This window comes from Paenibacillus amylolyticus (genome assembly GCF_050990605.1).
GTDB lineage: Bacteria > Bacillota > Bacilli > Paenibacillales > Paenibacillaceae > Paenibacillus > Paenibacillus amylolyticus_H.
Genome location: NZ_CP158832.1, coordinates 579,660 through 594,001 on the forward strand (window position 1 = coordinate 579,660; position 14,342 = coordinate 594,001).

At 46.5% G+C, this 14,342-nt stretch carries 14 protein-coding genes; 12 read left to right on the forward strand and 2 right to left on the reverse strand.

Going from position 1 to position 14,342, the window contains the following annotated elements; genetic code table 11:
• Positions 1-110 precede the first annotated feature (110 nt).
• From ABTV53_RS02730 to ABTV53_RS02770, 9 genes are all read left to right on the forward strand, one after another.
• Positions 111-965 carry a hypothetical protein gene (locus tag ABTV53_RS02730; RefSeq protein ID WP_433750341.1) on the forward strand — a complete coding sequence of 285 codons (855 nt, stop codon included), beginning with the start codon at positions 111-113 and terminating at the stop codon, positions 963-965.
• A 348-nt stretch (positions 966-1,313) separates the two neighbouring features.
• Positions 1,314-2,186, forward strand: a complete 873-nt coding sequence (locus tag ABTV53_RS02735; protein WP_433754021.1) for an MFS transporter — start codon at positions 1,314-1,316, stop codon at positions 2,184-2,186.
• A gap of 213 nt (positions 2,187-2,399) precedes the next feature.
• Complete coding sequence (locus ABTV53_RS02740; protein WP_433750344.1) at positions 2,400-3,749, forward strand: hypothetical protein; 1,350 nt, start codon at positions 2,400-2,402, stop codon at positions 3,747-3,749.
• Positions 3,750-3,798: 49 nt separating this feature from the next.
• Positions 3,799-4,836 carry a hypothetical protein gene (locus ABTV53_RS02745; RefSeq protein WP_433750347.1) on the forward strand — a complete coding sequence of 346 codons (1,038 nt, stop codon included), beginning with the start codon at positions 3,799-3,801 and terminating at the stop codon, positions 4,834-4,836.
• A 149-nt stretch (positions 4,837-4,985) separates the two neighbouring features.
• A complete protein-coding gene (locus tag ABTV53_RS02750; protein WP_091018775.1) occupies positions 4,986-5,249 on the forward strand; it encodes an AbrB/MazE/SpoVT family DNA-binding domain-containing protein in 264 nt (87 codons plus the stop codon).
• Positions 5,246-5,653 (forward strand): type II toxin-antitoxin system death-on-curing family toxin, encoded by a 408-nt coding sequence (locus ABTV53_RS02755; RefSeq protein ID WP_433750350.1) that lies wholly within the window; start codon positions 5,246-5,248, stop codon positions 5,651-5,653. Before ABTV53_RS02750 ends, ABTV53_RS02755 begins: the two co-directional genes overlap by 4 nt.
• A 153-nt stretch (positions 5,654-5,806) precedes the next feature.
• A complete protein-coding gene (locus ABTV53_RS02760; protein WP_433750353.1) occupies positions 5,807-6,538 on the forward strand; it encodes an ABC transporter ATP-binding protein in 732 nt (243 codons plus the stop codon).
• A gap of 26 nt (positions 6,539-6,564) precedes the next feature.
• Positions 6,565-7,812 carry an ABC transporter permease gene (locus ABTV53_RS02765; protein WP_433750356.1) on the forward strand — a complete coding sequence of 416 codons (1,248 nt, stop codon included), beginning with the start codon at positions 6,565-6,567 and terminating at the stop codon, positions 7,810-7,812.
• A 112-nt stretch (positions 7,813-7,924) separates the two neighbouring features.
• Complete coding sequence (locus ABTV53_RS02770) at positions 7,925-8,308, forward strand: hypothetical protein (protein ID WP_433750359.1); 384 nt, start codon at positions 7,925-7,927, stop codon at positions 8,306-8,308.
• Between the two features lie 141 nt (positions 8,309-8,449).
• On the opposite strand, the gene ABTV53_RS02775 is transcribed toward ABTV53_RS02770, so the two are convergent.
• A complete protein-coding gene (locus ABTV53_RS02775) occupies positions 8,450-9,718 on the reverse strand; it encodes an NAD(P)/FAD-dependent oxidoreductase (protein ID WP_433750362.1) in 1,269 nt (422 codons plus the stop codon).
• A gap of 195 nt (positions 9,719-9,913) precedes the next feature.
• On the opposite strand from ABTV53_RS02775, the gene ABTV53_RS02780 reads away from it, so the two are divergent.
• The 3 genes from ABTV53_RS02780 to nadE all read left to right on the forward strand — a co-directional run bounded on the left by ABTV53_RS02780 (position 9,914) and on the right by nadE (position 13,212).
• Positions 9,914-11,608: a two-component system sensor histidine kinase NtrB gene (locus ABTV53_RS02780; RefSeq protein ID WP_433750365.1), complete on the forward strand. Its 1,695-nt coding sequence runs from the start codon at positions 9,914-9,916 to the stop codon at positions 11,606-11,608.
• A 221-nt stretch (positions 11,609-11,829) separates the two neighbouring features.
• Positions 11,830-12,264, forward strand: coding sequence for a BrxA/BrxB family bacilliredoxin (locus ABTV53_RS02785; RefSeq protein ID WP_215079381.1), 435 nt, complete (start codon positions 11,830-11,832; stop codon positions 12,262-12,264).
• A 138-nt stretch (positions 12,265-12,402) separates the two neighbouring features.
• Entirely contained in the window at positions 12,403-13,212 is an 810-nt protein-coding gene (gene nadE, locus ABTV53_RS02790) for an ammonia-dependent NAD(+) synthetase (RefSeq protein WP_433750369.1), read from the forward strand.
• Between the two features lie 125 nt (positions 13,213-13,337).
• Here nadE and ABTV53_RS02795 read toward each other — a convergent pair whose 3' ends face one another.
• Positions 13,338-14,153, reverse strand: coding sequence for an alpha/beta hydrolase family protein (locus tag ABTV53_RS02795; RefSeq protein WP_433750372.1), 816 nt, complete (start codon positions 14,151-14,153; stop codon positions 13,338-13,340).
• Positions 14,154-14,342: the final 189 nt, after the last annotated feature.

Consider the following 14,342-nt stretch of genomic DNA (forward strand, 5'->3'; position numbering starts at 1 on the left):
GTTCACCAGTCTATATAGATATGAATAACTCATTGGAAATATTTCATAGTAAATATCTAGATGATTATGTATAATCCTCCTAGCAAACATATAAAAGGAGAGTCATACATATGAAAAAAAAGATTAATGAATTATACAATAAATTTATCGTAGAAGACTTGGAAAAGGGTGACTCAAGTAAGGACGAGAACAAGAAGAAACCTTTTATTGTTTGGAAACTCCGATCAATTTTTCTAGCCTTTTTTATAATATGGGCTTTGTCGGGCGTGTTGATTTATCCATTTTTTGATGAATGGAGTGATAGGGGAACTTTTGGAGATACATTCGGAGCGGTCAATGCGTTGTTTTCTGCATTCGCTTTCGGAGGATTGGTTTATACTCTTTATGTACAAAGATATGAGTTATCTTTGCAAAGAAAAGAGTTGGAGATGCAAAGAAAAGAGGTGACTCGAAACGGGGATCAGTTAGAAGGACAGAAGAATATTATGCTAGAACAGAGCTTTGAGAATACATTTTTCAAGTTGATAGATCTACACTATACAATAATTCAAACTCTAACCTCTCATTCAGGAAGTGGGAGGGCTGCTATTCATGGTAAATATGTAGCAATGATGTCTGCGATAATTAATGTCGAAACCAAAGAACAATTAATTTCTAGAGTAAATAAAGTTATAAACGATCCTATGTTTAGCATAGCTCATTATTTAAATAATATAGTTTGCATGTTAAACCTGATTAAAAAGCACTCTCGAAATCTTAATCTTAAAACTAAGGATTCGGAGCATACTCTAATTCTTTTTTCTCAATTCTCAAAAGAGGAGCAAACAATACTGTTCTATTATTTCGGTTGCTCAGAAGATGAGAGCGTGAGGGCAATGCTGCCTGAATTTATAAATGTGCAAGATTTGGATCATGATACACCTCAGCACCATGATTGGCTATATAATTCAGGGGAAAATGATTAAATGGATATTATTCAGGCGGCTTAGGCCGTCTTTTTCTTTTCAATTTACTCGGTATGGAGGTAATGAGATGTGTACATGTAAGATTCTCAAACGCATTGACGATGCCAATTAAACTCAAACGTCCATGCAACCATCCTGGTTGCCCTGAGCTGTCTGGCGAATCGTACTGCCTGACACACAAGTCTTTTGACAGGGCCATTCGCAGGCACGCTTGCAGACCGCCTGAACCGAAAATGGCTGATGATTGTATCCGATGGTGCACGGATTCTCATCGTGGGTGCATTGATTTTTGCTGATTAGATCTGGCACGTTTACATACTGCTTGTCCTCAAATCCCTGTTTGATGTCATTTTTTCGCCTGCCAAAAACGGAAAGCTCAAAGAAATTGTACCGCACGAACAGCTTGCGCAAGCTGTATCCATCAGCTCGATCATTGAACAGATGTCCAAAATTATCGGTCCAGCGCTTGGTGGACTGCTGGTAGCCGCTTTTGGCATCACCTGGTATTTTGTTCTGGATTCAGCGTCTTTTCTGATCTCCGGCATCATTTTATTGTGGATTCCGGGAACTCGGGTGATCCAATCTGCAATTTATAACGTAACAGAGGTAGAGGAAGAGACAGCTGAGGGCCTTCACAACAGCCCCAAAAACTCTTTTTGGAAGGAAACACAGGAGGGCACCCGCATGCTCGCATCTCTCCCTCAGGTAGGAACGTCTCTGATCTTGCTTGCTTCAGCCATACTTTTTCTGCAATTTGCCGATTCACAGACCGTGGTGCTATTCAGACAGCTTCCCGGAATTTCAAGTGATCTGCTGGGATGGTGCGTAGCGGCCAGTGGTGTAGGTACATTAATTGCAGCGATGAGTGTGCGGAAGTGGAAGCATGCAGGGCATGTTTTGAAAATGGGTCTGGGTACCATACTCATGGTTCTGGTGATCGGCGGAGCCGGTGTTATTGTTGGAATTTGGCCGCATGCCGGGCTAGGTGCCAATCTGCTGTTAGTATCCCTCTTTGCCTTGGCAGGTGTTGGAATTGGGTTTGCGATTGTACCTTTCCAAATCCTGATACAGGAGCAGACACCTGAGGCGATGACCGGCAGGGTCTTTGGAACGGTAGGCAGCGTGATGACAGCCAGTAATATTATGGGCCCGGTGGTGGGTGGATTCATGGTCATCTCATTTGGAGTAGTGCCGCTTTTGTCTGTTCGGGCATTCTGCTGACCTTGCTTGGTTTGATTTATTTGATGAAACGCAAGGGGGAAAAAGCTGATCTGAATTTACTTCAAATTTTAAGTTTTTGATTACAAAGCGTTTGAGTAAACGCCTTCACGTTTAATGAGGAACAGGCAGAAATCCCTGTATTCTAATTATTCCCAGGGGAAAACTCATATGCCTTGTCCCACCAACGCAGTAGCGGAAAGGGGGTGAAGCAACTTGAATGTAAAGTTACCAAAATCGATTGTGCGTCTTGGGAGCATACCACTTGCAATACTTGCCGGGACCTTGATGCTTGGGTTTGGGTCGTCGCATGTGTATGCGGATGATGCTCAGATATCTTCTGAAAAACCGTCCAGCGGATTGTCGCTAAATCTGCTTTCACGCGATTCGGATGGCGGGTTGAACCTGACTCCGTCGGTATCGGTATCCACACCATTATTGGATGTTGAAGTTCCGTCGATCAAAGCGAATGAATCGACAGGTAAGCTGAGTGTATCTGAGCTGAGAGTAGATACACCGCTTGGATCGGCAGGAACATCAGAGACTGGAACTGATACGAAGAAGGGAACCGTCGAACTGCCGTCTGTACAGGCGGATACGCCATTGATCAAAGCCGATGTATCAAGCAGTGAGGTGAACCTGAACGAAGGTACAGCATCCTTGCCTGACGTTACCGCAGAGGTACCCAAGGTCATCAAGGCAGAGACGTCTGCTGTGAAAACGGACCTTCGGCAGGGCAAGGTTGAATTGCCTTCCGTGAAGGTGGATGGGCCTGAAGTTACTTCGGTCAATATCTCCTCATCCTCTGTGGATCTGAGTAAGGGAAATGTCCAGCTGCCATCTGTGAAAGCAGAAGTTCCAGTTGTAGATGTATTCGCTGAACTCAATCCTGATCAGGAAAAGGTAGAGATTCCAAGTGTGAAGCCGGAACGGCCTGTAGTCACTCCGGAACAACAGGCGGTGGTCAAAACACCGAATGTTGAAACTTCCAATACGAGTGCACTCACAGATCCTGTTTCATCACAGAACAACGAGGAAGGGCAGGATGCGGTTCAGGTTACGGGCAACGTGATTGAGGTCACCCCAGAACCAGGAGTACGTCCAGAACAACCTGTTGTCCCGCAGGCATTGCCTGTGGACGGAACCGATCTGGCGCAGAATTCCGATGTCAATGCAGATTTGCCTGATAACGAGTTATTTTTCGTAGATCAGACAGCTGCTAAATCATCTGTCACTGAACAAGTGCGGGGTAAGCAGGAAACCAATCTGAAAAAAGAAGATGCTGATGCGGTATCTCCATTACAGCCCCGCACCGAACGACCAACAAGTTGGTCTGTTACAGCAACTTTTCCCGGAGCAGCGAATGCTTCCGCCGGGACAAGCTCCGGTGCATCAGGTGTAACTGGAGGTGGAGCAACCTCTCCAGCAGCTGCACTTCCGGGAGCAACAACAGGTCTGGTTACGCCGGATTATGATTTTGCTTTCCGAATGGAACGCCTGGATGGGTTCAGTCAATGGTCACAGGCACCACCGGGACGGCCGCCGCAATATACCTCTTTCTCATAGACAACATTGGCGTTAAATCAACCAAAATTGAGAAGGAGTGTATATAATCATGAAAAAAGTGAATCGTTGGGTAAAATTGTCGGTATTGTCGGGTACGTTGGTGGCTGGATTGCTGGGAGCTTCGCAGGCAACTTACGCAGATAGCTATAGCAATAACAGCAGTGGCAATCTGGATCTGAATGCAGGTTTGCGTCTGGAACTGGGATCGTTTCTTTCAGGACAACGTGACACTGGTTACGGTAACCATGGTAGTCATGGAGGTTCTTCCAGTGCAAGCGGAGCATTGAATTTGGATCTTGGACTCAATGCCGGCTTATCCTCAGAGAGCACGAACCGATACAATGATCGTTCTTCCGACCACACTGCTGAGCGTAGCAGTTCTGGCAATCTGGGCCTTGGCTTGAATGCCAATGTGTCGGGAGAAGGTACAACGATGAGCGACTATTCACGAGGCGGAGATGATCGGAATGTAAACAGCAGCTATGCGAGCGAAAGCCGCGGAGCACTGGATCTGGGTCTGAACGCCAAAGCGGCAGGTGAGAGTACAACAATGACTCAAACTGAACGCAACAACAGCGTGAACGACCGTGAGCGTAACGCAAGCAGTAATTTCGCGAACGAAAGTCGCGGAGCACTGGATCTGGGTCTGAACGCCAAAGCGGAAGGCGAGAGTGCAACATGGACTCAATCTGAACGTAATAACAGCGTGAAAGACAGCGAGCGTAACGCAAGCAGTAATTTCGCGAACGAAAGCCGTGGAGCACTGGATCTGGGTCTGAACGTGAATGCGGAAGGCGAGAGTGCAACAATGGCTCAATCTGAACGCAACAACAGCGTGAACGACCGTGAGCGTAACGCAAGCAGTAATTTCGCGAACGAAAGCCGCGGAGCACTGGATCTGGGTCTGAACGTGAATGCGGAAGGCGAGAGTGCAACAATGGCTCAATCTGAACGCAGCAACAGCGTGAAAGACAGCGAGCGTAACGTAAACAGCAGCTATGCAAGCGAAAGCGATGGAACATTGGATCTGAGTCTGAACGTGGATGCAGAGAGCGAAACTACATCTGTGGTGGAGACAAATCGGTAATATGAGATTTTCACTGTAATATGAAGAAGCAGGGGCTCCGGAACCCCTGCTTCTTTTTTGTTTTCAAAATTCGAAATAATATGCAAATGTACAAGAGTTTTAGTATAATTGTTATAACAGTTGAATAATATAATTAAGGAGGGAAATGAATGAATAGGGTGAGTGAAATGGAACGAAAAGTAACGAAATTTGGTAATAGTCTTGGATTAACCATGACGGATGCCTTCAAACAAATAGGTCTTGAACAAGGCGATATGGTTCAAATCGAGGTAAATCAGTCTAACGGGGAGATTATTATTAAGAAGTCTACAAAAGTCAATTTGCCTAACGGGATCAGTAGTGATTTTATGGATACATTAGCTGATGTGATAGGTGAATACGATCAAACCTTGAAAGGTCTCAAGGATAGATGAGCATGACCCGGTATTTGAGCATACAAGAGGTTATTGCGATCAATGTCGCTATGATTAAGCGTTACAGTCCTGGAGAGCAGATTGGAGTTAAAGATTCTGGTCTGCTTGAATCTGCTATTTTAAGAGCACAATCATCAGCTTTTGGCAACGAAGCCTACCCATCTATATATGAAAAATCTGTCGCGATCTTTCAATCTTTGGGCCAAAATCATCCTTTTCATAATGCTAATAAAAGAACGGCTTTTACCGCATTAGTAATCTTTCTGCGTTATAACAATGTGTATCTTAAAATGGATCAAACTTTTGCTGAGGACTTTACTGTTGATATGGTGAACCATAAGTATACATTTGAACAATTAGTCTCAATTATTCGTACATACTGTGTTACTGAAAATGAAATATAATACTAAGCAATAAGTCATACATTACTATGATTTATTGCTTTATTTTTTTGCCGAAATAAGAATGCTCAAAATGATCAAACAAACAACACAAAACTCTTATACAATAAAATGAGATGATCTAACAAGCCCCGAATCAGAACAGGAGTGTTCGATATGAAGATAGAGCATGAAGGTACAACCATACAGGAGTCCATATTGGACGTACATATTACAGAGGCAGGATACGAGCCGGGACAATCGACCATACGCAATATTCGAATGAATGTGGGGCGAGGAGAACTGGTAGGCATTATCGGACCGAATGGCGCTGGCAAAAGTACCACGATCAAAACGCTGCTTGGTCTGCTGGAACATGCGAAATATGAAGTGACAATTGGGGGAGATGGTCGCTATGCCTATATCCCTGAGCAACCGGTTTTTTACGAATATATGACCCTGTGGGAACATCTTGATCTAGCCGCAGCGGCGTATGAAATGGAGGAAGAGGTCTTTGTCGCCAGAGCGGAGGAGCTGTTGGTTCGTTTTGGCATGGACCATGTTCGGAATGATCTTCCAGCCAGTTTTTCGAAGGGGATGCGGCAGAAAATGATGCTGATGATCGGATTTCTGTCTTCGCCGGATATCTATATCGTGGACGAGCCGTTCATCGGACTGGACCCTCGTGCAACCAAAGATTTTTTGAAATTACTTGATGACGAACGTCGCCGCGGTGCGGGTGTGCTCATGTCTACGCATGTACTGGATACCGCGGAACGAATCTGCGACCGATTTATTCTGATTGCTTCGGGCAGATCTGCTGCCGAGGGAACATTGGATGAAATTCGTGAAGCGGCAGGATTGCCGGAAGCCTCTTTGTTTGACTGTTTCGATATGCTGACGTCTTAGATAGATAGAGAGAGGTGAGAGAGAGGATGGAAACTTCCCAGCGTTATACCCCACTTCGTTTATACAGGCGAAGACGCAAAGAGCACTTCAGGGAACAGATAAAAAATCTCAGACTTGTCGTGGATTGGACGGTATGGGTATACCTGCTTGTTCCGGGTCTACTCTATCTGATTGGGTGGTACACGAGTCTGTGGACCAAACCGCTGCCGGTATGGGCGACAGGATTACCGCTCCCCGTGCTGACAGGGCTGATTGACGTGGTCATGCTTACCGGGGGTGTGCTGATATTTGTGGAGGAAGCGGATGTATTGTTCCTGAAATCAAGGCCGTTGTGGATACGCACCCTAATGAGGCAAGGGCTGTACCGGTCCTGTTTGCAACATCTGGGCAAGATGATCTTGGTTACGGCACTAACTGCTCCTCTGTGGTCCCGTGTCTATGAGATGTCGAATCTCCAGATTGCACTTATGGCTGTCTGGTTCGGTACAATAGCTTCATTTCAAGCCATAACGCTACATATCACGAAGGTTCGCTATACAGGATGGCGACGCTGGATTCGGATGGTCCCTCTCGTGATTGGCATAGGTTATATGACCATCCATGCGACATCATGGATGCATGGACAGACGTGGAAAATTATCTTTGGCATCGTGCTTATCATGCTTCTTCTGATTACCGTTGGACAGATGAGGCTGTTAATGAAGGGAACGTTTGAAGGGGATGTACGGGAGGATCTGCGGAGCAGGCTGCAGCTTACAGCTCTAATGTTAAGTCGGGCGGTGAGCAAGCCGAAAGCTCCACGAACACGATCCATAATCTTCCGCAAACCACGTAAACTGTTACGTCATCGGTCCATTGCAAATCGGACAGCTGAGATTGCGTTCAAGGCATTTTTCAGAGACTCGGCTACGATGAAATTGTACTTGCAGCTTGGCGGACTATCCATCGCAGCGGTGGCATTACCACCTTTTCCGGTCAATATTATTGTGTGTGCGTTACTAATCATCATGTTGACGGTGATGTTTTATCGTTCCTGGGACGTTTTTGCAACGTCCGACTATGTTCAGCTCATAACGTATGATTCGGAGGTGCTTCATCTTGCAGGTTCTATGATGGTTCGAATGTTGTTTGTTCCGATTGGTATTCTGATGGGATTCACGCTGGGATTGGCCTGGCTCGGCTGGATCGTCGGTATTCTGACAGCTGCAGGGGCGGTGGCCTTTGGACTCTGTGTGTTATCTATTGCCGGATGGGTTCGGCTGACCCGGGCCTAAAGGAATTCCTTTCTAAGTCAGAGCATATCGTGCGCTATATCTGCCCATGCTAAAGAAGAAGAATCTCATCTATGGTTGATGAGAGATTAGCTGTAGCAAGGAGGAAGAGACGATGATGGATAATAGCGAACTACAGGTGCACTTCTCAGACGGTTCAGCGTTGAATGCCGCAAGGGCAACCTTGGAGGAATTGGGATATAAGCCGTATCAGTCCGGTCCGCTGGAATTGTACATCCCGACAGATCGCCAAGATCCTCAGTCTGCCGTAGAGATTGTACAATCTCATGGAGGAAGTGCCGTATTTGCCGCGCAAACGGAAGAAATGGATCAGTTTCAGAATATATCGATTCCCGCTCATCTCGTGAATGAAGACTGGAATGAGAGTTATGCGAGCGGAAACCAGGGAAGTCAGACGGAGCAAGGAAGACATAATTATAGCGATGACCCGACATACGATGATTCGGCTGATGGATTCTCAGGCAGTGTGAAAGCATAGAAGCATTACAAGTAAGGGCAGTTCGAGCCAATTTTTCCAAAATGGAACAATGCCCAAAAACCCCGATCGTCCACAGATGTGGATATCGGGGTTTTTGGCATCTGAAGCAATTCATGATGCGCTTAAAGTGTGTAATACCTACTATAGTTTAGCGTGTCTATATTCAGCCGCATGCATGCCAGCCGTATATCCTGTGGAGAATGCAGCGGTGATATTATACCCTCCGGTGTAGCCGTGAATGTCCAGAACTTCACCGCAAAAGAATAATCCTGGCAGCAGCTTGGATTCCATTGTTTTTGGGTATATCTCCTTTAAGTGGATTCCTCCCCCAGTAACAAAGGCTTCCTTGAGTGATCTCGTTCCGTCTGCACGGAAGGTAAAAGCTTTCATTAGCCCACACAAGTTACTTAACATGCCTTTGGGGAAATGGTGGAACGTGAGGTCATCGCTGATCTCTGCCCGTTTCATCAATAAGGGAATCATGCGTTCAGGAACCCATGTTTTTAAGATGTTTTTGACAGCCTTGCGGGATTCTTGTTCCAATACCTGTTGCACCTGTGTTTCCAATGCACCTGGGGACAGCTCCGGGAACAGATCAATGCTCATAATGACCTGTGGGTTTCCAGACTTCATCTGAACCTTGCGGATAAATTGGCTGCAGCGCAATGCAACCGGCCCAGACACTCCAAAATGCGTGAAGATCATATCCCCGCGATGAGAGATGACTGTTTTTCCTTTGGCATCCACCACGGATAAAGCGATATCCCTCAAAGACAAACCTTGCAGTTCTTTGGACTGAATCCAACTCTCTCCAGACACAATGGGCACTTCGGTCGGATATAACTCCGTTATCGTGTGGCCCGCAGCCTCAGCCCAAGGATAACCGTCTCCGGTAGAACCGGTTTGGGGTACGGACTTGCCTCCGGTAGCGATGATGACAGAGCGCCCAAGAATGCTTTTACCGGATATCAATTTAACACCCTGTACCTGCTGACCATTCTGAATAATTTCCTTGACCGGTTCTTTGGTGCGAATCTCAACGCCGAGGGAGACAATTTTGCCTACCAGCGCATCCACAACGGTTTTCGCTTTATCGGTTACAGGGAACATTCTGCCGTTGTCTTCTTCTTTCAGGGCAATTCCGAGATTCTCGAAGAAACGCATGATTCCCTGGTTGTCCAGATTCTGAAACGAACTATATAAAAAGCGTCCATTACCCGGAATATGTCGGATGAGTTCATCCGTTTCCTTGGCATTGGTTACATTGCATCGACCTCCGCCAGAGATGCCGAGTTTACGACCCAGTTGATCTCCTTTATCCAGCAGAAGTACGGAGGCTCCATGCTCGGCAGCAGCAACGCAAGCCATCAGGCCCGCAGATCCACCACCAATTACAATGACATCATACATATGTTATTACCCTCTTTTTTCATTGATTTTGTCTGTTTTACATAAAATGTGTCTACTCCTGGCTTTTTCTGAAATATAATGGAGTTATAAGCAGTTCTATTGTGCAGTCTTAAGGGATATATTGTAATATACTGTCGCCTATGTTTTAATCAGAAATACATGAGGGAATGTGCAGGCTGAGGAGGAGATGGCATTGTGTTTGCATTAAAGGACATGCTTTTACAAGTACTGCTGGCAGGGTCGGCGGTATTTCTGATTCCCTTATTCCGACTGTTACTCTCCAAGCGGGCTATTGGCAGAATGGAACATGCCGGAACCGTCCATACCAGTTTTGCTGTGACAAGTGCCCTGAGCATGTTATTGTGTCTGCTGTTTGCGCTCTATGCAAGCCCGGTGGCCGTACCCATATCATTAAGCATCGTACCTGTGATACTTGTTATTTTGTATTGTAAGTCCGCTATAGGCGTAACGCTGTCCATTCTACATATTCTCTTCTATTTTCTGTTTGCGCATCCCTATGACCTGTACGGATTTCTCCTTCATACGGGCATTCTTCTCTATCCTATTGTATGGTTGTCTGCCAAACGATTCAAGCATAATACACCTTCACGCAAAATGGCGATCCTTATCATCCTGATTACAATGGAACGGGTCGTAACGAGTCTGTTATGGATCGTATCCTTCCAGAATGAATCCACATACTCCACGACCTACATGATACTTACAGCACTTGGATATACCGCTGGAGCCATTGTTGCGGGTAGTCTGAGTCTGCTATGGCTGGAACGGATAAAGCACTATCGCGGGCTGGAGCAGCATCTCTCCGAAGTCCACCACCGATACATAGCCGAAACGGAGAAACTCCATCAGATTCTGAACGCAGTTCCTCTCTCGATTGCGACCGTTGATAAAGAGGGCACAGTCATGTTTGTCAATGAGATGATGGAGCAAACCGCGAGAGAGCAGTTACCGTGTACCTCCACGCCTGATCTTATTGGACAGCCAGCCAGTCAATTTGTTGAACAAAGTCAGGCGGACAAGATGGATAACAGCATTCGCAGAGCTGTCAATCATGGTGAGATTAATGGATTAACCGTTCGTTACGGTGCTCACGTATTTCAGTCCCGCACGTTGCCCCTGTATGCGTTCTCAACAGAACCTGCAAGAGAAGTTACGGGAGCCATGTTAATCATTCAGGACATCACGGAGCTTGAGATGTTGCGAAGTGAACTGGATAATGTGGATCGTCTCAGTCTGGTGGGGCAGATGGCTGCAAGCATTACGCATGAGGTGCGTAATCCAATGGCGGTTGTGCGGGGCTTTCTTCAACTCATGCAGGAAAAGAGTCCGGACTCTCTGGATCACTATTACCGGATCGTTCTGGAAGAGCTGGACCGGGCCAACAGTATCATTAATGATTTCTTGTCTCTGGCTCAGAATCGTATTGCCGAGAAAGAAGAATCCCAGCTGCACGATATCATACATGAACTCAGTCCATTGTTATGGGCGGATGCGAACCTGCGTGGTCAGAGTATTGAGCTTATGCTTGCCCATAATGTACCGAAGCTGCATCTCAATTCAAAGGAAATCAAACAGGTGGTGTTGAACCTGGCCCGTAACGGGATGGAAGCCATGAATGAGAAGGGGGTGCTTACGCTGGAGACGCGGATCGTGGATGATAAGGTGGAACTGTGTGTACGTGATACAGGACCGGGTATACCCAGGGTGAAAAAGGAAAAGCTGTTTGAACCTTTTTACACGACAAAAGCCAAGGGAACCGGACTTGGATTGTCCATGTGCCTGAGTATTGTGGAACGACATAATGGAACCATTACGGTGGAATCGGAGGAAGGCCAGGGTACCACCTTCAAAGTGGCATTTGAACGTTAGTCATTCAGCATATTTTGCCAGACATTGAGACATAATATTATGGAAGAAGCCTTTCCGCAGGCGGTTTCTGAATCTTGCTTTCATTGCTTATGGATGTATAATAGGAATAGCACATCATTCCATCCATAATGTTCGATATGAATGTAACGTTGTTTTGGAAAGTTATTCGCCTTTAATTCTATCGAGATCATAGAACAACCATTTATAAGGAGTGAAACCGAATGTCGATGTCATTTGATCAATACATGAAAGATATGGTTCAACCCATGCGGGATGAGTTAACTCGTCTAGGAATCCAGGAGTTGCGTACTCCTGAAGAAGTGGAAGCAAGTCTGCCGGATGCAAAAGGAACAGCGCTGGTTGTCATTAACTCTGTCTGCGGATGTGCCGCAGGTCAATGTCGCCCAGGTGTGTCCCAAGCACTTCAGCACGATATTACACCGGATCACCTGTACACTGTATTTGCTGGTCAGGACAAAGAAGCAACTGCAAAAGCACGTGAATTCTTTGCACCGTATCCTCCATCTTCACCGTCCATCGCTCTGATGAAAGACGGAGAACTCGTTCACTTTATCGAGCGTCATCAAGTGGAAGACCGTTCTGCAGAGGAAATTGCGGCTGATCTCAAAAGTGCATTTGACCGTTACTGCCGTTAATTCGCTCCATAGAACGCCCCGCCCTTCGGATCACCGATGCCGGGGCGTTTCATTTTGGATAGATAAGGTTATTGAACCATTCGGACCTTTCAAGCTGGACATCAAATTTCATTCATTTAGAAACGGGGTGTGTGAACGATGAGTTTGCAACAACAGATCATCGCTGAATTGAAGGTTAAACCAAGCATTAATGAAGAAGAGGAAGTACGCAAGCGTGTTGATTTTCTGAAGACGTATGTGAAAAATGCGGGTGCCAAGGGTTTGCTGATTGCGATCAGCGGCGGTATTGACAGTGCAGTGGCTACGGCGCTTTGCAAAAAAGCGACAGACGAGCTCACGCAAGAGAACAACCAAGAGTACAGAACACTTGGTGTGTTCCAACCTTATGGCGAACAATCCGATATCGACCACAGCTACGCTGTAGCCAAAGCATACGACCTGAAGCATGTTGTGGAAACCAATATCGAAGATGCAGTTAACGAGATTGCGCTGGAAGTGGAGCAAGGTTTCAAATCCTTGGGCAGCCCACGTCATATGACTCACCAAGGCAAGGGTAATGTCAAGGCGAGAACTCGTATGGTTATGCAATATGCACTTTCATTTGAAGAGAACCTGCTCGTTGTAGGTACGGATCATGCCTCCGAAGCCATTACCGGCTTCTATACCAAATGGGGCGACGGTGCTGTGGATATCACACCACTGAGCACCCTGAACAAACGTCAGGTACGCCAACTGGCAGCATATCTGAACGTGCCACAGGCTATTTTGGACAAAGCACCATCTGCAGGGCTATGGGAAGGTCAGACGGACGAAGATGAGCTGGGAATTTCGTATGAAGCGAACAGCGACTATCTGGAAGGAAAACAGATCGATCCGGTTGCACAAGAGCGCCTCGAAGCGTTCTATACACGCACCCATCACAAACGCAATGCCATTCCGGGTATCTAATACGGGTGATGAGCATGATCGTTATATAGGGAATGCAAAAAGAGTCGCTGCTCACGCAGTGACTCTTTTTGCATTGTGGAACGAGAAACCGCAAAAATCCAGGTGACTACCATATTAAAGTTGAGTTAGCTATTCCAGTCTTTGATCTGTTGCAGGGTTTGGGTGATGGCTTGCTCCAGTTGCGGAGTGGTTTCTTTAAATGGATGTACCGTATTAAAGGTGTGGTTTCCCTCAGGTATCTGGTGCCATGGAATATCAGGGCGTGCTTGCACAAGTGCAGCAGAACCGTCCCGCAGACGCTGAGGATCTTCTGTTCCCTGAATGAGTGCGACTCGCACAGGTGAAGAAGCCAAGCGTTCAATGATAGCGTAACGTTCGTGATGCTTGTCCAGGTCTTCCAGAATCGACACGTCCAGTGGCATCTGCTGGCCTGTTCGTCCGTTAACGACATGGCTGCGACCATGCGTACGCATTTCTTCTTTTTGCTCCGCTGTGAAGAGATCCAGATTGGTTACGCCATTCCAGGAGATGACACCTGCCACCTGCTCGGGATGATCCAGTGCATAGACGAGACTTACGCCCGCACCGCGACTATGGCCAACCAGGTATACAGGAAGTCCGGTGAGTTCAGGTTGTGTAGCCACATGTTCCAGTACCAGGGCCAGATCAGCAAGCTCCCGGCTGTAGGTATTCACTGCGAACTTTTCAAGTTCAGAGAATTGCTCCAGATATTCGCCGATACCGTTGTGAGAGAAATTAAAGGTCAATACATGATGCGTCTGGCTTAGCTGTGAAGCTGCATAGGGGAACATGCCCCAGTCTTTGAAGCCCTTGTATCCGTGGGACAGAATGATGACACCTTGAGCGGGTTGTTGTGCAGGGAAAAAGTCCCCGCGAATGATCGCTTCTACGTCAGTGGGCAATTCAAAAGTGATGGGCATGATTCAGACCTCCTCAGAATTTCAGACGGTTCCTGATTCATATTTTAGCATATATGGTAATGCCGATAGGTACTCGCTTCTGGACGCCCCTCCTGCTACAATAGAATACGTGTTCGGATTCGTTGCGGATCATGTGATTGAATGGAGATTTTATACACCTTTACAGTATAAAAGATTAAGCGGGTGAAG